This is a genomic window from Streptomyces sparsus (genome assembly GCF_054776295.1).
Map to the genome: position 1 here is coordinate 1 of NZ_BAAHCA010000034.1, position 17430 is coordinate 17430.

The following is a 17430-nucleotide window of genomic DNA, read 5'->3' on the forward strand; positions in this document are numbered from 1 at the left end:
TGCTCGGTGAGCAGCCGGCCACCGGCCCGGTCGTCGAAGCTGAGGGCTGCGGTGACGCCGGCGCCCGGCATCGGGGGCCGCCCGCAGAGCACGACGGTCGTGCCGGCGTCGGCCAGCCGGCTCAGCTTGGCCGTCATCGCTTCGGCGTGGTCGGGGTCCTCCGGCGCGCCGCCGGTGATCACGACGGCTGCCGCCCGCTGCCGTTGCAGCAGGGTCAGATACGTCAGCTCCCGTTCCGGTACCCCGTTGGTGTTGCAGACGACGGCGAGCTTCTCGCCGCCTCCCCGGGCCGAGGTGTCCTCGCCGACGGCGGTCTGCACCGCGCCGGCCATGACACCGAAGAAGGGGTCGGCGATGTCGTTGACCAGGATGCCCACCAGGTCCGAGGTGGCCGCCGCGAGTGAGCTGGCCGGTCCGTTGAGCACGTAGTCCAGCTCGCTGACGGCGCGCAGCACGCGGTCCCGGGTGGACGCGGCGACCGGGTAGTTGCCGTTGAGTACCCGGGAGACGGTCGCGGGCGACACCCGGGCCCGGGCCGCGACATCCGCGAGCGTGACTGTCATGGGCGTTCCTCTGCGTCAGAAGGGCGGGTGCCCTTGTCCTGATCAGTGGCCGCAGGTTATCTTCCCCGTGTATAGAAAGCGCTTTCTATCCGCTTTCCGGGACGCCTCGGAGCGGAGGACCAAGGCCGTGGAGGCAGCATCGTGAGTCGCAGAACCGTGCGTATAGCCATGAACGGGGTCACCGGGCGGATGGGGTACCGGCAGCACCTGGTGCGCTCGATCCTCGCCATCCGCGAGCAGGGCGGCGTCGACCTCGGCGACGGCCAGACCCTCTGGCCCGAGCCCGTGCTCGTCGGCCGCCGCGAGCACGCGCTGCGCGAGGTCGCCGAACGGCACGGCCTCACCGAGTGGTCCACCGACCTCGACGCGGTACTCGCCGACGACACCATCGACGTGTACTTCGACGCGCAGGTCACCTCGGCCCGGGTCGAGGCGATCGAGCGGGCCGTCGCGGCGGGCAAGCACATCTACACCGAGAAGCCGACCGCGACGGAACTCGACGGAGCCCTGCGGCTGGCCCGGTTGGCGGAGGCCGCCGGGGTACGGCACGGCGTCGTCCAGGACAAGGTCCTGCTGCCGGGGCTGCTGAAGCTCAAGCGCCTCATCGACAGCGGCTTCTTCGGTGAAGTCCTCTCCGTGCGTGGCGAGTTCGGTTACTGGGTCTTCGAGGGCGACTGGCAGGAGGCGCAGCGTCCGTCCTGGAACTACCGGGCGGAGGACGGCGGCGGCATCGTCGTCGACATGTTCCCGCACTGGGAGTACGTGCTGCACGAGCTGTTCGGCCGCGTCACCACGGTCCAGGCGCACGTCACCACGCACATCCCGCAGCGGTGGGACGAGGACGGCAAGCCCTACGCGGCGACCGCCGACGACTCCGCCTACGCCGTGTTCCAGACGGAGAGCGGCGTCGTCGCCCAGATCAACTCCTCGTGGGCGGTGCGCGTCAACCGTGACGAACTCGTCGAGTTCCAGGTGGACGGCACCCACGGCTCGGCGGTGGCCGGGTTGCGCCGGTGCCGGATCCAGCACCGGGCGGCCACCCCGAAGCCGGTGTGGAACCCGGACCTGCCGGTCACCGAGCCGTTCCGCGACCAGTGGCAGGAGGTGCCGGACAACACCGAGTTCGACAACGGCTTCAAGGCCCAGTGGGAGATGTTCCTGCGCCACGTCACGCTGGGCGAGCCGTACCGGTGGGACCTGCTGGCGGGTGCGCGTGGCGTGCAACTGGCCGAGCTGGGACTGAGGTCGGCCGTGGAGGGACGCCGCCTGGACGTGCCGGAGCTGACCCTGTGACGATCCGACTGCCGCGCGTCGGCGGCCGCTTCGACGACTACGAACCGCGCAGCGCACCCCGCTCCCCCGCCGCCTCGGACAGCGGGACCGCACCGCTCGCCTCCCGAACGGTCTTCGCCGCCGCCCACGTGGTGGCCGACCCGTGTGCGGACCCCCAGGAGGGCGGGCCGGGCGCCGTCGACTGGGACGCCACGCTCGCGTTCCGCCGCCACCTGTGGTCGCACGGGCTGGGCGTGGCGGAGGCGATGGACACTGCCCAACGCGGCATGGGCCTGGACTGGGCGGGTGCCGCGGAACTCATCCGGCGTTCGGCCGCGGAGGCGCGGTCGGTCGGCGGCCGGATCGCCTGCGGCGTGGGCACCGACCAGCTCACCGGCCCGGTGACGGGCCTCGACGCGGTCCGGGCCGCCTACGAGGCGCAGTTGGCGCTGGTGGAGGACAGCGGGGCGCAGGCGGTGCTGATGGCCTCCCGGGCCCTGGCGTCCGTCGCCCGCACACCGGAGGACTACCTCGACGTGTACGGCACGCTGCTGCGCCAGGCCCAGGAACCCGTCGTGCTGCACTGGCTGGGCCCGATGTTCGACCCGCAACTCGAAGGCTACTGGGGCAGTTCGGACCTGGACGCGGCCACCGACACCTTTCTCCAGGTCATCGCCGAACACCCGGACAAGGTCGACGGCGTCAAGATCTCGCTGCTCGACGCCGACCGCGAGATCGCGTTGCGCCGCCGCCTGCCGGCCGGTGTGCGCTGCTACACCGGTGACGACTTCCACTACCCGGAACTGGTCGAGGGCGACGGCCGGCACTTCAGCCACGCGCTGCTCGGCGCCTTCGACCCGCTGGCGCCGCTGGCGGCCGAAGCGGTACGGGTGCTGGACACGGGTGACAACAAGGGCTTCCGGGAGGTGCTCGACCCGACCGTGCCGCTGTCCCGGCACCTCTTCGAGGCACCCACCCGCTTCTACAAGACGGGAGTGGTGTTCCTCGCCTGGCTGTCCGGCCACCAGTCGCACTTCGCCATGCTCGGCGGGTTGCAGTCCGCCCGCTCGCTGCCGCACCTGGCGCACGCCTACCGGTTGGCCGACGAGCTGGGCCTCTTCCCCGACCCGGAACTGGCCGAGCAGCGCATGAGAGCGCTGCTGGCCGTGTACGGAGTGGACCGATGAGCGATCTGAGCCGGTTCAGCATCAACCAGATGACCGTCAAGCAGCTGTCACTGCCGCAGCTCACCGAAGCCTGCGTCCGGCTGGGCGTGCCCGGTGTCGGCCTGTGGCGTGAACCGGTGCGGGAGTACGGCGTGGAGGCCGCCGCCGCGCTGGTCGCCGACGCCGGGCTGAAGGTCACCACGCTGTGCCGGGGCGGGTTCCTCACCGCGACCGACCCGGAGCAGCAGGCCCGGGCGCTGGACGACAACCGGGCGGCCGTGGACGAGGCGGTGACGCTGGGCACGGACACGCTGGTGCTGGTGTCGGGCGGGCTGCCGGCGGACGGCGGTGATCTCGGTGCCGCGAGAACCCGCGTCGCGGACGCCCTGGAGGTCCTCGCCCCCTACGCGGGTGAGCGCGGGGTGCGCCTGGCCATCGAGCCACTGCACCCCATGTACGCGGCGGACCGCTGCGTGGTCTCCACACTGCACCAGGCTCTCGACCTCGCGGAGCCGTTCCCCGCCGAGCAGGTGGGCGTGGTCGTGGACACCTATCACGTCTGGTGGGACGACCGGGCTCCCGAGGCGGTGGCCCGCGCGGGCGCCGCGGGGCGCGTCCACTCGTTCCAGCTCGCCGACTGGACCACTCCCCTGCCCGCCGGCGTGCTCACCGGGCGGGGGCAACTGGGTGACGGCGTGATCGACCTGCGGGCATGGCGCGAACGGGTGGACAACGCCGGCTACCGCGGACCGATCGAGGTGGAACTCTTCAACGAGGAACTATGGGCCCGGGACGGCGGTGAGGTCCTGGCGGAGGTCGCGAAGCGCTACCTCCAGCACGCCTGACGCTCCCTCCCGCCGGTGGCGGACGCGGTCCGACCGGGACCCGTCCGCCATCACGGGCGCGTCTCAGCCGTCGGCGAGGTGCCGCACGAACCGGGCCCAGCCGTCGGTGCCGACGGCGAAACCGGGACGCGCCACGTCCTTGGAGTCCCGCACGTGCACGGCGCCCCCGGCGACCGCCACCTCCACACAGTCGTCGCCCTGGGTTCCGCTGTGGCTGGACTTGAACCAGGCGAGTTCGTTCTTGCTCATAGCGCTCCTCGCAGTCGCTCCACCAGAGATCGGGACTCCTGGGGGTTCAGGGCTTGCGACCGCAGTGTGTCATAGCGCAGTTGGAGCAGCCTCGCCTCTTTTGCGTCAGTGATCAGCCGCCCGTTCTGCTGCCCCTCCGAATAGGCGAGGCGGCGACCGTCAACGGTCTCGATGAGCCTCAACGGTCCGTCCAGACATGCGTGGGCCTCCGCTTCGGTCGGCATCACCTGCATGGTCACGTGGCGGGCCGAGACGAAGTCGAGGACCCGGTCGAGCTGTTCGCGCATCACCGCCGCCCCACCGAGGCGGCTCCGGAGGACGGACTCCTCAACGATGAAGCTGAAGGGGACGGTGACACGCTCGCGAAGCATCTGCTGTCGTTCGAGACGTGAGCCGACCTGTGACTCCATCTGCTCGTCGGTCAACAACGGGATGGCGTTGTCGAAGACCGCCCGGGCGTAACCCTCCGTCTGCAACAGACCAGGCACCAGGCGGCATTCATAGGTGCTGAGGCTGATCGCCACGCGTTCCAGGCGGGCCCACTGCCGGAACCAGGCCGCGAGCCCGGGGTGTCCCCGGGTGAGGTGTTTGGCCGCTCTGCGCAGCGCCCCCGTGTTGCCGAGCGCCTCCTCGGCACGCTCGACGAACGACTGGTCGGGCATGCGTCGCCCCAACTCCACCGATTCGACGGTGTGTTTCGAGTAGCTGACACACACGCCGAACTCCACCCTGCTGAGTCCGGCGTGTTCGCGCAGCGCCTGGACGACGGCGCCGAAGGTCCGCAGGCTGTCCGACGGCCCCGGTTCTCGTTCGCAGTCGGCTGCCGTCGGATCTGCGTCCGCTGCGATGTCGTCCGTGGTCATGCGCGGCCCCTCCAGGTTCGTTCACGCGGGCTCGGGCTGAGGCCGTCCAGCCTGGTGGGCGACCGACGACAGATCCACCCATCGTGCCCGTACGCTGACCGAGCGTACGGACGGGGCGTCCGCAGGGGCTGGAATGTGCGATCGCCGAACGGAATTGTCGGCCGGAGTGCCTGGTTGCACGGAACGGACCGGTCCTGCTCGCGACCGGTCCTGTTGTCGACCGAAGGTGGATTTCTGATGCCCAGCAGCACAGCGGCACGCGCCCGGAACGTACTCGTACGTCCTGTCTCTCTCGGGGGCCTGACCCTGGCGAACCGGATCGCGATGGCGCCGATGACGCGTGAGTTCTCTCCCGGCGGCGTGCCGGGCGAGGACGTCGCCGAGTACTACGCGCGCCGGGCGGCCGGCGGCGTCGGGCTGATCATCACCGAGGGCACGTACGTGGGCCACGACTCGGCGGGCACGAGTGACCGGGTGCCCCGCTTCCACGGGGACGACGCACTGGCGGGCTGGACCCGGGTGGCCGCGGCGGTCCACCGTGAGGGCGGGCGGATCATGGCGCAGCTCTGGCACGTCGGCATGGCCCGCGTCGCCGGCAAGGGGCCGGTCCCCGACGCGCCGCGCGTCGGCCCCTCGGGTGTTCCGCTGGACGACTCCGAGCCGGGCCGGTCCATGACGGGCGCGGACATCGACGCGGTCATCGGCGCCTTCGCCGCCGGGGCGGCCGCCGCGGAGGCGAACGGTTTCGACGGCGTGGAGATCCACGGCGCGCACGGCTACCTCGTGGACCAGTTCCTGTGGTCGCACACCAACCGGCGCACCGACGCCTACGGTGGCGACCTGGCGTCCCGGGCGCGTTTCGCGCGGGAGATCGTCGCGGCCTGCCGGGCCGCGGTCTCGCCGGAGTTCCCGATCCTCTTCCGCATGTCGCAGTGGAAGATGGGCGCGTTCGACGCGAAGGTCGCCGAGACCCCGGAGGAGCTGGAGGAGCTGCTGACGTCCCTGAGCGAGGCGGGAGCGGACGCGTTCCACTGCTCGACGCGGCGTTACTGGCTGCCCGAGTTCGAGGGTTCGGACCTCAACCTGGCGGGCTGGGCGAAGAAGCTGTCCGGCAAGCCGGCGATCAGCGTCGGTTCGGTCGGCCTCGACAACGAGTTCACCCGCGCGTTCCAAGGGGAGCGCGGCGGCGTCACGGACATCGACGGGCTGCTGGACCGGTTGGAGCGGGACGAGTTCGACGTCATCGCGGTCGGCCGGGCCCTGCTGGGCGACCCCGAGTGGGTGCGCAAGGTGCTCAGCGACCGTACGGACGAGCTGAAGCCCTTCGAGCGCAGCATGCTGAGCACGCTCTCCTGACACACAGCCCCTGAGGCGGCCCATGGTGCAGCGTGCGACAACCGCGCGGCGGGGAGAATCGCCACCCCTCGTGGCTCGCACGGCACCACACCACCCGACCTCCGACTGGTGCCGCTCGACCTTGATCGGTACCGACCGACCTTGATGGACACCGCGTGGCACCATCTGGCATCACCCAGCGCCAGACAGTGCCACGAGGTTCCATTTCGGCACCACCTGAAACCCCGACCCGCAGAACACCCCACACTCCACCAGGTAGATGCACCGCGTTTCCGCAGCTCACGGCGGCCAACCGCGCACCCCGACCAGAAAAGCCGCCACACGGCTTGCACATGACGCCAGAGTGGTGCCACTATGGCGTCATGGACCTCACGCCGTATGTCGACACCATCCGCCACGAACTCACGGTGGCCGCCGAAGCCGGCGGCGAGGAAGCACGCGAGCTGGCCGGGCGCCTCACCACCCCACTGGAATCGGCAGTCCGCCTGACGATGCTCAACGTGCTCTCCGCCGCGATGGGCGAGATCACCCGCGAACTCGCCCCCGGCTCGGTCGACGTACGCCTGCGCGGGCTCGACCCGGACTTCGTGGTGACGCTGCCGCTCCCCCACGGCGACGCTCACGCGGAGCCGGACGCGCCCGTCGAGCACCTCACGGCCCCGGTCCCGGCCGACGGGGACGAGGGCGGCACCGCCCGCGTCAACCTGCGCCTGCCTGCCCACCTCAAGGCCCGCGCCGAAGAGGCCGCGAACCGCGAGGGCCTGTCGGTCAACGCGTGGTTGGTGCGCGCCGTGTCGGCTGCGGTCGACGGCGGCAACCGGCCGCGGCCGACGGAGAAGGCGCAGACCGTCGGACAGAGCTTCACGGGCTGGGTGCGCTAGCGGCGCCCGCGCGCCCGCCCGCGCCACCTCACCCGCACCACCTCACCCGCAACTTCACTCACACCACGTCCCACCAGCGGGGACGTCCAGAAGCCTCAAGAGGACGGGACAGCCATGCCTTCTTTCGACACTCCCGAACCGATCTCGGCCACGGCGCACGTGGAGGCCGGATCCCTCCAGTTCACCGCGGGCGACCGTGCCGACACCGTCGTCGAGGTGCGGCCCCGCGACCCGAAGCGGGACCAGGACGTACGGGCGGCCGACCAGACCGAGGTCAGGTACACGAACGGCGCACTGACCATCAGGACGCCCAAGTCCAACCTGTTCGGTCGCACCGGCACCGTCGACGTGGCGGTCGAACTCCCCACGGGCTCACGCATCGACACGACCGGAGCCTGGGTGCAGGTACTCGGCGAGGGACGACTCGGAGAGGTGCGCGTGAAGACCTCCTCCGGCGACGTCCGCCTCGACACGACCGGCCCGCTCCAGCTGACCGCCTCACACGGTTCGATCAGCGTGGACCGGGTCGAGGGCACGGCCGAGATCACCACCAGCTCCGGCAGCCTGCGCGTCGGCCTCGTCGACGGGCCCGCCGTCCTCAAGAACTCGCACGGCACCACGACCGTCGGCGCAGCGACCGGTGAACTGCGGGTGCGCGGCGCCAACGGCGACATCGAGATCCGGCGCGCGGAGGACTCGGTCACCGCCACCACCGCCCACGGCACCCTCCGGGTGGCGGAAGTGGCTCGGGGCACAGTCCAGTTGGAGACCTCGTACGGCGCCATCGAGGTCGGTGTCCGCGAGGGCACCGCCGCCTGGCTCGACGTCAGCTCGACTGCCGGCCAGGTGCGCAACACGCTCGCCGCGTCCGAGGCCCCGGAGGAAGCCGAGGACACCGTCAAGGTCCGCGCCCGCACCCGGTACGGCAACATCGACATCCGCCGCGCCACGGTCTGACACCCCCTGCGCCACCCCGCTCCGCACTCACTCGCCCCTCGCTCATTCCTCACCCTTCAGCGCCTTCCACCTCTTCCGATTCCGCTTCCGCAACGGGAGGACCCCCATGCCTTCATCTGTCATGTCCACGTCCAATCGACGCGATGGCTCGCCTGTACCGGCCGCCGTCTCCGCCTCCGGCCTGCGCAAGTCGTACGGCGACCGGGCCGTGCTCGACGGCATCGATCTGCGCATCCCCGCCGGGTCCGTGTTCGCGCTGCTCGGGCCGAACGGTGCCGGCAAGACCACCGTGGTGAAGATCCTGTCCACGCTCATCACCGCCGACGGCGGGCAGGCCCAGGTCGCGGGGCACGACGTCGCCACCTCACCGGACGGAGTGCGGGCCGCGATCGGCGTCACCGGGCAGTTCTCCGCCGTCGACAACCTGATCACCGGCGAGGAGAACATGCTGCTCATGGCGGACCTGCACCACCTGCCCAAGCGCGAGGGGCGGCGCGTCACCGCCGAGCTGCTGGAGCGGTTCGACCTTCGGGACGCCGCCGGGAAGCCCGCGCAGAGCTACTCCGGCGGCATGAAGCGCCGCCTCGACATCGCCATGACCCTCGTCGGCAGCCCGCGGATCATCTTTCTCGACGAGCCGACCACCGGCCTCGACCCGCGCAGTCGGCACACCATGTGGCAGATCATCCGTGAACTCGTCACCGGCGGTGTCACCGTCCTGCTCACCACCCAGTACCTGGAGGAGGCCGACGAGCTCGCCGACCGCGTCGCCGTGCTGAACGACGGAAGGATCGCGGCCGTGGGAAGCGCCGACGAGCTGAAGCGAATGGTCCCCGGCGGACACGTGCGTCTCCGCTTCACCGATCCGTCCGCGTACCGGAGCGCCGCCGCCGCGCTCCGCGAGGTCTCCAGGGACGACGAGGCGCTGTCCCTCCAGATACCCAGCGACGGCAGCCAACGCGAACTGCGCTCACTTCTCGACTGGTTGGACTCGGCCGGAGTCGAGGCGGACGAGTTGACCGTGCACACCCCCGACCTCGACGACGTGTTCTTCGCCCTCACCGGCGCCGGCGTGCCCCACCAGTCCCAGGAGGATGTCCGATGAGCTCCCTCTCCCTCGCTGTGCGCGACTCGTCCACGATGCTGCGGCGGAACCTGCTGCACGCGCGGCGCTACCCGTCCATGACGCTGAACCTGCTGCTCACGCCGGTGATGTTGCTGCTGCTCTTCGTCTACCTCTTCGGCGACGTGATGAGCGCCGGCCTCAGTGGCGGCGGGTCGGACCGGTCGGAGTACGTCGCCTACCTCGTGCCGGGCATTCTGCTGATGACCATCGGCGGCACCACGATCGGCAGCGCGGTGTCCGTCGCCACGGACATGAGCGAGGGCATCATCGCCCGCTTCCGCACGATGGCGATCCACCGCGGATCGGTGCTCGTCGGGCACGTCGTCGGCAGCGTGCTGCAGTGCGTGGTGAGCGTGGTCCTGGTCGGAGCCGTCGCGGTGGCCATCGGCTTCCGGTCCACGGACGCCACGGTCGTGGAGTGGGTCGCGGCGTTCGGGCTGCTGGTCCTGTTCGCCCTGGCGCTCACCTGGATAGCGGTCGGCATGGGCCTGGTCAGCCCGAACGCCGAGGCGGCCAGCAACAACGCACTGCCGCTGATCTTCCTGCCGCTCGTCTCCAGCGCCTTCGTCCCGGTCGACGCGATGCCGGGCTGGTTCCAGCCGATTGCCGAGTACCAGCCGTTCACCCCGGCCATCGAGACCCTGCGCGGGCTGCTGCTGGGCACCGGGATCGGCCACAACGGGTGGCTGGCCGCCGCCTGGTGCCTGGGACTGGCCGTGCTCGGCTACGCCTGGTCCACGTCGCGCTTCCACCGCGACCCGAAGTAGTGGTCAGCGGCCGACCGCGACCGGCCGGAGGCCGGCAGCCGCTCACGGAGTGCGACGCATGAGTCCGGGCCCAACTCCCCCCGGTCGTGGGCCCTTTGCCGATCGCCGTATTGCGTGGCCGCGATCCGTCGTGCCACGATCGCACAAAGGTTTGCCCTTCGGACACAGTGAGGTGTTCATGCGACGCACACGGCACCTGGCAACGCGTCTTCTCGGCAGAAAGCGTGTCAGCGGACGCTACATCTACTGGCCCTACCACCACCGCTAAGCCGATTTCCCCTTCCGAGAGCCACGTCCATCGGTAACCGCGGGAAGTCACTGATCGCAGGATTCCTGCCCGGGAATCCTGCGATCAGCCGGGAGGCAGGATGGCACGCGGCACGGAGCACAAGCAGCCACCGGGCCCGCGCGGGCACTGGTTGACAGGCAACACCTCCCAGTACGAAGCCGACCGCGTCGGCTTCCTCCGGCGCTGCCACCGCCAGTACGGTGACGTCTTCTCCTACGACGACCGAACGGTCTTCGTGATCGACCCCGAGCTGGCCCACCAGGCGCTCATCCGCACGGGTCCCGACTTCGTGACGGAACTGGCGCCCTTCGACACCCGGCGGGACCTCGACCGGGCCACCGCACAGGCCGCCGACTGGATGCCCGTACGCCGTACGACATGGCCGGGGCTCAGCCGCTCGGCGTCGGCCGCGACGGACGGCCGGGTCGTCGAAACCCTCGATGCGCTCACGGCGTCCACCCACGGACGTGACGTCGACGTGCTCTCCATGATGAGCACCTTCACCGCCCGGATGATCGCCACGTACTGCTTCGGCCGTGACTCCGCCGGCATCCCCGACCTGCTCTCCGAGAGCGCCCGCGCCACCCAGCCCTTCGCCACGGCGTCCTACGACTTCCCCGCCTGGCTGCCGCTCCCCCGCCACCGCCGCTTCGCCCGCACGCACCAGCGTTTCGCCGGGACACTCACCGGCATCGTCCGGCAGCGTCGCGCGACCCGCGCCGGGACGGCCCCGGACGACCTGCTCGACTCGTTGCTCGATGCCGCTCCGTCGATGCCGGACGACGCCGTGGCGGCGACGCTCCGCAGCGTGCTCATGGGCGGCCACGGTGTGCCCGCCGCCGCGCTCACTTCCCTCGTGCGGGAACTCGCGCTCCGGCCACGGCTCACCGCCGAACTCCGGGACGAGGCCGACGCGTCGGGCCCCGGTGACGTGCCGTCGGCACGGCTCCCCCTGGCCGACGCCGTGGTCAGGGAGACACTCCGGCTCCACCCTCCCGCGTGGCTGATGACGCGCACCGCCCGCACGGCCACCACGCTGGGAGAGTGGTCGCTCCGCCCCGGCGACGACGTGCTGCTCGTCCCGTACCTGATCCACCGGGATCCGCGGTGGTGGCAGCGCCCGGACGAGTTCGACCCTGCCCGGTGGTCGGCCGGGCGACCGGCACCGGGCACCGCCTACCTCCCGTTCGGAGCCGGCCCACGGGTCTGCCTGGGGTCGGCGCTGGCCATGCGGCAGCTCACGCTGGCCACCTCCAGGCTGGCTCAGCGCTTCACCATCGAGTCGCCGAACGCCTCCTCGGCCACCCCGGCGTTCGTCGACCGACTCGCACCCGCGGGCCTCCGGGCACGATTCCGCCCGGTCCGCCAGCCCGCCTGACCCGTCCCCGGGCGAACCGGGCCCCCAGACGCACCCAGCCGGGCTCCGAGGCGTCGCATGGGTGCCGCTGAGCCCGGGCCCCTGAGCCGCCTCAACCACGCAGCCGCGGATCCCCTCCGGCGGCCCAGCATCCGGACGGCCGAGCGGCCGACTCGCCTACTTAACCGGTTTGGTTGCACCTGTTGTCTCGGTCGGTGACTCGCCCTAATCTCTCTCCCAGTCACCCCACGCACTCCGAACTCCCCCGGCACAGCGCTCGCTTCGGTTTCACGCGTCGCGGTCGGCCAGTCATCGAACGGCCGTGATTCGACGACCGCAGCGGTTCACCGTCGCCACGCCCGGTGGGAATTCGCGCCCGGCCGCACACCTGAGCTCCGTCGGCCTGTCACCGGCCGCCGCTGCCCGAAGGAACGACCCGTGCGTCTTCGAGGTCGTTGCCACCCGAGCCGGGAGCACCGCACCTGCAAGGAACGGCAGTTCCGCACGCCCGGGGCACACCGGCCGCCGGCGCGCGCCACCACGTTGGGAGAGCGACGAATGAGAAGGAAACTGGCCACCGCGGCGGGAGCGCTGCTGGCTCTGGCCGCCTCACTGCTGACCGTGCCCGCCTCGGCACAGGCCGCCGAGACGCCGCGAGCACCGGATTCCGCTGCCGGGTTCCACGTCAGCGACGGTCGGCTGCTGGACGCCAACGGCAACGACTTCGTCCTGAGGGGCGTCAACCACCCGCACGCCTGGTACACCGACCGGACCGCGCAGGCCCTGGCCGACGTCAAGAAACTGGGCGCCAACTCCGTTCGTGTCGTCCTGAGTTCGGGTGACCGCTGGACGAAGAACGACACCGCGGACGTGTCGGAGGTCGTGCGGCAGTGCAAGGCCAACCGGCTGGTCTGCGTGCTGGAGGTGCACGACACCACCGGGTACGGCGAGCAGGACGGAGCGGTCTCCCTCTCCCGCGCGGTCGACTACTGGCTGGAGGTGAAGGACGCCGTCCAGGGCCAGGAGAGGTACGTCATGCTCAACCTCGGCAACGAGCCTTACGGAAACGCCGGTTACGGCACATGGGCCTCCGACACGTCCGCCGCTATAAGCCGAATGAGAGCTGCCGGTTTCTCGCACACCCTCATGGCGGACGCTCCGAACTGGGGGCAGGACTGGTCCTTCACGATGCGGGACAACGCGGCGGAGGTCTTCGCCGCAGACCCCGACCGCAACACCGTCTTCTCCATCCACATGTACGGGGTCTTCGACACCGCGAACGAGGTGCGGGACTACCTGAACCGGTTTGTGTCCGCCGGACTTCCGATTCACGTCGGCGAGTTCGGACACGACCACTCGGACGGCAACCCGGACGAGGACGCGATCATGGCCACCGCCCGGCAGCTGGGCCTCGGCTACCTGGGCTGGTCGTGGAGCGGCAACGGCGGCGGCGTCGAGTACCTCGACATGTCGACCGGTTTCGACGCCTCCCGCCTCACGCCCTGGGGTGAGCGCTTCTTCCACGGGGCCGACGGTGTCAAGGAGACGTCCCGCGAGGCGAGTGTCTACTCCGACGGCGGCGGCAGCGACACCGAGGCGCCCACCTCGCCCGGCGCGCCGACCGCGTCCGATGTCGGCTCCGGCAGCGCCAAGCTCAGCTGGCCGGCCGCGACCGACAACACCGCGGTGACCGCCTACGACGTCGTGCGCGTCGACGGCACGCAGGAGACCCGCGTCGCGACGAGCGCCACCAACAGCGCCACCCTCACCGGGCTGACCCCGTCCACCGACTACACCTTCGCCGTCTACGCCCGCGACGCGGCGGGCAACCGTTCCGACCGCTCACCGCAGGTGCGGGTGACCACAGCAGACGGCCCCGCCACGGGCAGCTGCGAGGTCAGCTACCGGCTCACCGACTGGGGCAGCGGCTTCAACGCCGACGTGACCGTCCGCAACACCGGGGACACCGACGTCAGGGGCTGGCAACTGGACTTCGCCTTCCCCGGCGACCAGACGCTCACCTCCTCCTGGAACGCGAAGGTCAGCCAGCAGGGCTCACAACTGCGAGCCACCCATGAGCCGTGGACCGAGACGATCCCGGCCGGCGGCACGGTGAGCTTCGGTCTCAGCGGCTCCTCCGCCGGCGGCAACGGCACCCCGGCAACCTTCCGCCTCAACGGCACCACCTGCGCCAAGAACTGACCTCGGCGCCTGCGCCCAGGACTGACGTCGGCCCGTCTACCGGGAATCTCCCCGGCAGACGGGCCGACGTGCACGACGCCGCAGTCCGGTGAGCACGGACCCGACATCGAGGGCCGACCTCAGGTCGGCTTGCGCCACACGGAGACGTGTTTCGCGGAGTCCTGGGTGAACGGCGCCCCGTCCCAGTCCGCGACGCGACGTTCCAGCGCGAGCCCGACGATCCGTGCCATCAGGTCGAGTTCCGCCGGCCAGGCGTAGCGGTGCCGGGAGTTGTCGTGGCGGTAGTGGCCGTCGTCGCCGTCGCGGACGAAGTGGTGCGAGACGAGGACCTGCTCGACGAGGTCGAAGGTGTCGAAGCCGAGATGCCGCTCGGAGACGTCGAACGGCACCGCGACCTGGCCGGGCGGCAGGAACCGCAGCGGTGGCACGCCCAGCTCGATGACGAATCGGCCGCCGGGCTCCAGATGACGTGCGGCGTTCCGGAAGCACTCCACCTGCTCGTCCTGCGTGAGCAGGTTCGTGATGGTGTTGTAGACGAGATAGACCAGGGTGAACCTGCCGGGAACGACGGTGGTGGCCATGTCCCCGATGACCACCGGGAGCGTGTCCTCGTTGATCTTGCGCCGCAGCACCGCTGCCATGTGCTCGGACAGTTCGATGCCCGCCACCGGCACGCCGCGTTCCCGGAGCGGAACGCCCACCCGTCCGGTCCCGATGGCGAACTCCAGTGCCCGGCCGTCTCCGGCAAGCTCCGCGAGGAAGTCGAGGGTCGGCCCGAGAACGGCGGCCGAGGACATCTCGGTCTCCTGGGCGTCATAACGGTCAGCGGTCGCGCGGGTCCACAGCTCACTGCTCGTCATGGCCGGCTACTCTGCCGCGTGCCGAGCGGCGCTGTCGACGCATTAACCTCCCGCGGAGGACGTGGGCCTGCTGCCCCGGCTCCTCGTCGAGGTCTCCGCTCCTGAGCCCTTTCGCCCGTCACCACCGAGACCTGCCGCCGGTGGCTGGGCCGCATGCGGGTGCCGGGCAGACCGACCGGTGGCAGGGGAAGACGAGCTCAGGGCAGTTGTGGCGCCGGGGCGGTGGAGCCGCGGGGGGTGAGGGACGGCGTCGGCATCTGGAGGGAGCCGCTGTGCGTGCCGTCGATGACGCCGAAGAGGGCACGGGCCACCTCCGCGCCGAAGTGGTGCACGTCATGGCTCATCGCGGACAGGGTGGGGTGGGTGATCCGGCACAGCTGCGAGTCGTCCCACGCCAGCAGCGAGACGTCGTCGGGTACGACGAAGCCCATCTCGGCGGCGACGCCCGCTCCGGCGACGGCCATGATGTCGTTGTCGTAGACGATGGCGGTGGGACGGTCGGTGGCCAGCAGCAGGGACCGGGTGGCCCGGGCGCCCTCCTTCTCGTCGAACCCCGTCGCCATCTGCCGGCCGGGGGGCAGGCCGAGTTCACGCATCGTTGTCTCGAAGGCGGCCGCGCGGATGGCGCAGTGTCCCAGTCCCGACGGGCCGCCGACCCGGGCGATGCGGCGGTGGCCGAGCGCGGCCAGGTAGCGGACGGCTTCCGCCGCGGCGGTGGCGTCGTCCGTCCAGACGGAGGGGAACGATCCGGTCAGCGACGGGTGGCCCACCGCGACGGCCGGCAGGCCGATCGACTCCAGGGCGGGCACCCGCGGGTCGTTCTCGTGGAAGTCGACGAGAACGGCCCCGCCGATCATCCGGCCCCGCCACCACGTGCGGTAGAGGGCGACCTCCTCGTCGAGGTCGCGGACCAGGCGCAGCAGCAGCGAGCAGGAGCGGTCCACGAGCACGCTCTCTATGCCCGAGATGAAGTCCATGTAGAAGGGCTCCAGGCCCAGCAGCCGAGCGGGCCGGCACAGGGCCAGGCCGACGATGTCGACGCGCTGGCTGGAGAGGCTGCGTGCGGTCAGGTTGGGGGCCCAGCCCAGCTCCCGGGCCGCCTCGAAGATCCGCTCCCGGGTGGCCTGCGAGACGCCGGACTTGTGGTTGAAGGCGAGCGACACCGCGCCCTTGGACACTCCGGCCCGGGCGGCGACGTCCTTGATGGTGACCCGGGCCACCGGGGCGCTCACACCACGTCCACGCTGAACAGGGCGGCCCGCACGTCCTGGACGTCGACGGGGCCGCAGCCACCGACCCGGACGCGGGTCCGCTCGCCGGGCAGCAGTGTCCGCCGCTTGCGGTCGGCGGCGGCCGGCGGGCCGAGCCGGTCAGCCTGGAGGAGAAAGTCCCTCACCGGAGTGTGTGCGCTCACCACGACGTCGACTCTATCCCCCTGGCCGTCCACGGGTCCCACCACGACGTCGAACCGCGGCCGGGGAGAGGCGAACTCCTCTGCCGGCACGGGGAGGTGCACGGCCCGCAGGCCGTCGGCGTCGGCCACCAGGACCTCGTTCGCGGCCCGCTCGTCCGGCGCCGTCGACCAGGGCTCCAGCCGCACCGGATGCCGGCGGTCGCGCGGGCGGATGTGCTCGGGCGAACAAACGACCGGGCGTGCGAGCGGGTCGATCGGCAGCAGTTGACCGGATCGGCCGTGTCCGCGCGCCACGCGGTCTACCGTGGCTGGCATGAGCGCCGACGAGACCAGGCCCGAGGACGAATGGCCTCTGCCGCCCGTCTGGATGTGGGGCTGCCGCGACTGCGCCGGCCTGTACCGGTCGATGAAGCGGGCGCAGGAGCAGACCGAGGAGCTGAGGCTGTCCTGCGAACCGGGCATCGACTTCGACCCGATGGACAGTGTCGTCGGAACACAGATCACCCTCGCCCAGCACATGGCCGACATCCACGCGGCGCAGCTCACCGCCTGGATCCCCCACTGTGCCGGCTGCGCCGGCCACCGGCAGGCCATCGCCGCCGAGCCCCCGGGCAGCGTCCGGGCCGCCGCCGTCACCCGCCTCGGTGACGAGCACCGCGCCCGGCACGTGTTCGCCCCACCCAGCATCGTCGACCTGTACTGAGCCGGCCGGTACTGGTTCGACTGGTACCGATTCGCCGGTACGGATTCGGCCTGTTGTGGCAACGGGCTGGACTGGGTCGGCCCGTAACGACGGCCACGCCTGCGGGTGACCGCCACCGGCCCGCACCTCACGTTCGCAGCCGCATCCGTGCAGAGAGACGTGCAGAGAGAGGGGAACCGCCGTGGAGGCACTGGTCTCGGCCGGACGCATGGTGACCGGCCCGAACGGCCGGCAGATGACCGACGGGGCGGTGCTCGTCCGCGACGGCGCCATCGCGGACAGCGGCCCCCGCCCGGACGTGGAAGCCCGTGCTCCGGCCGGTGCCCGCAGGTTCGACCACCCCGACGGCACGCTGCTTCCCGGACTCATCGACGCGCACGTCCACCTGGCGCTGGACGCCGGCCCCGACCCGGTCGCCGGCCTGATCGAGGCCGACGACGCCACGGTGAGCGCCGGCATGGCCGACCGGGCGTTGCGACTGCTGCGCACCGGCGTCACCACGGCACGCGACCTGGGCGACCGCAACGGCCTGGCCGTCGCGTTGCGCGACGACATCGCCG

18 protein-coding genes are annotated in these 17430 nt (G+C 71.1%); 12 read left to right on the forward strand and 6 right to left on the reverse strand.

The genetic code is table 11. From position 1 onward, the window contains the following. A partial coding sequence (locus tag ACYVE9_RS04405; protein ID WP_461026362.1) for a LacI family DNA-binding transcriptional regulator occupies window positions 1–563 on the reverse strand: 563 nt, incomplete at its 3' end. 141 nt (window positions 564–704) lie between these two features. Here ACYVE9_RS04405 and ACYVE9_RS04410 point away from each other — a divergent pair. Genes ACYVE9_RS04410 through ACYVE9_RS04420 form a run of 3 tightly spaced genes read left to right on the forward strand, consistent with a single transcriptional unit; the run spans window position 705 to window position 3846 of the window. Beyond that, window positions 705–1856 carry a Gfo/Idh/MocA family protein gene (locus ACYVE9_RS04410; RefSeq protein WP_461026363.1) on the forward strand — a complete coding sequence of 384 codons (1152 nt, stop codon included), beginning with the start codon at window positions 705–707 and terminating at the stop codon, window positions 1854–1856. Next, entirely contained in the window at window positions 1853–3022 is a 1170-nt protein-coding gene (locus tag ACYVE9_RS04415) for a dihydrodipicolinate synthase family protein (RefSeq protein WP_461026364.1), read from the forward strand. The genes ACYVE9_RS04410 and ACYVE9_RS04415 overlap by 4 nt, the downstream gene beginning before the upstream one ends. Further along, window positions 3019–3846 carry a sugar phosphate isomerase/epimerase family protein gene (locus tag ACYVE9_RS04420; protein WP_461026365.1) on the forward strand — a complete coding sequence of 276 codons (828 nt, stop codon included), beginning with the start codon at window positions 3019–3021 and terminating at the stop codon, window positions 3844–3846. The genes ACYVE9_RS04415 and ACYVE9_RS04420 overlap by 4 nt, the downstream gene beginning before the upstream one ends. Window positions 3847–3909: 63 nt before the next feature. Here the strand turns inward: ACYVE9_RS04420 and ACYVE9_RS04425 are convergent, their stop codons facing one another. Further along, window positions 3910–4095, reverse strand: a complete 186-nt coding sequence (locus tag ACYVE9_RS04425; protein WP_461026366.1) for a DUF397 domain-containing protein — start codon at window positions 4093–4095, stop codon at window positions 3910–3912. Next, complete coding sequence (locus ACYVE9_RS04430) at window positions 4092–4958, reverse strand: helix-turn-helix domain-containing protein (protein ID WP_461026367.1); 867 nt, start codon at window positions 4956–4958, stop codon at window positions 4092–4094. The genes ACYVE9_RS04425 and ACYVE9_RS04430 overlap by 4 nt, the downstream gene beginning before the upstream one ends. A gap of 237 nt (window positions 4959–5195) precedes the next feature. Here ACYVE9_RS04430 and ACYVE9_RS04435 point away from each other — a divergent pair, with 237 nt between their 5' ends. The 7 genes from ACYVE9_RS04435 (at window position 5196) to ACYVE9_RS04465 (ending at window position 13893) form a co-directional block, all read left to right on the forward strand. Next, window positions 5196–6314, forward strand: coding sequence for an NADH:flavin oxidoreductase (locus tag ACYVE9_RS04435; protein ID WP_461026368.1), 1119 nt, complete (start codon window positions 5196–5198; stop codon window positions 6312–6314). 362 nt (window positions 6315–6676) lie between these two features. Further along, a complete protein-coding gene (locus tag ACYVE9_RS04440; protein WP_461026369.1) occupies window positions 6677–7195 on the forward strand; it encodes a hypothetical protein in 519 nt (172 codons plus the stop codon). Between the two features lie 114 nt (window positions 7196–7309). After that, a complete protein-coding gene (locus ACYVE9_RS04445; RefSeq protein ID WP_461026370.1) occupies window positions 7310–8152 on the forward strand; it encodes a DUF4097 family beta strand repeat-containing protein in 843 nt (280 codons plus the stop codon). A 106-nt stretch (window positions 8153–8258) separates the two neighbouring features. Then, window positions 8259–9257: an ATP-binding cassette domain-containing protein gene (locus ACYVE9_RS04450; protein WP_461026371.1), complete on the forward strand. Its 999-nt coding sequence runs from the start codon at window positions 8259–8261 to the stop codon at window positions 9255–9257. Then, window positions 9254–10045, forward strand: a complete 792-nt coding sequence (locus ACYVE9_RS04455) for an ABC transporter permease (protein ID WP_461026372.1) — start codon at window positions 9254–9256, stop codon at window positions 10043–10045. The genes ACYVE9_RS04450 and ACYVE9_RS04455 overlap by 4 nt, the downstream gene beginning before the upstream one ends. A gap of 368 nt (window positions 10046–10413) precedes the next feature. Beyond that, complete coding sequence (locus ACYVE9_RS04460) at window positions 10414–11712, forward strand: cytochrome P450 (protein WP_461026373.1); 1299 nt, start codon at window positions 10414–10416, stop codon at window positions 11710–11712. 537 nt (window positions 11713–12249) lie between these two features. After that, complete coding sequence (locus ACYVE9_RS04465) at window positions 12250–13893, forward strand: cellulase family glycosylhydrolase (RefSeq protein ID WP_461026374.1); 1644 nt, start codon at window positions 12250–12252, stop codon at window positions 13891–13893. A 119-nt stretch (window positions 13894–14012) separates the two neighbouring features. Here ACYVE9_RS04465 and ACYVE9_RS04470 read toward each other — a convergent pair whose 3' ends face one another. The 3 genes from ACYVE9_RS04470 to ACYVE9_RS04480 all read right to left on the reverse strand — a co-directional run bounded on the left by ACYVE9_RS04470 (window position 14013) and on the right by ACYVE9_RS04480 (window position 16461). Then, entirely contained in the window at window positions 14013–14753 is a 741-nt protein-coding gene (locus ACYVE9_RS04470) for a class I SAM-dependent DNA methyltransferase (protein WP_461026375.1), read from the reverse strand. 197 nt (window positions 14754–14950) lie between these two features. Beyond that, window positions 14951–15985, reverse strand: a complete 1035-nt coding sequence (locus ACYVE9_RS04475; RefSeq protein ID WP_461026376.1) for a LacI family DNA-binding transcriptional regulator — start codon at window positions 15983–15985, stop codon at window positions 14951–14953. Continuing rightward, on the reverse strand, window positions 15982–16461 hold the full coding sequence (locus ACYVE9_RS04480) for a hypothetical protein (RefSeq protein ID WP_461026377.1): 480 nt from the start codon (window positions 16459–16461) through the stop codon (window positions 15982–15984). Before ACYVE9_RS04480 ends, ACYVE9_RS04475 begins: the two co-directional genes overlap by 4 nt. Window positions 16462–16480: 19 nt before the next feature. Between ACYVE9_RS04480 and ACYVE9_RS04485 the strand changes: the two genes are divergently transcribed. Beyond that, the gene (locus ACYVE9_RS04485; protein WP_461026378.1) at window positions 16481–16870 is read left to right on the forward strand and encodes a hypothetical protein; all 390 of its coding nucleotides are present in this window, start codon (window positions 16481–16483) and stop codon (window positions 16868–16870) included. Between the two features lie 181 nt (window positions 16871–17051). Beyond that, on the forward strand, window positions 17052–17430 hold a 379-nt coding region (locus ACYVE9_RS04490), incomplete at its 3' end, for an amidohydrolase family protein (protein ID WP_461026379.1).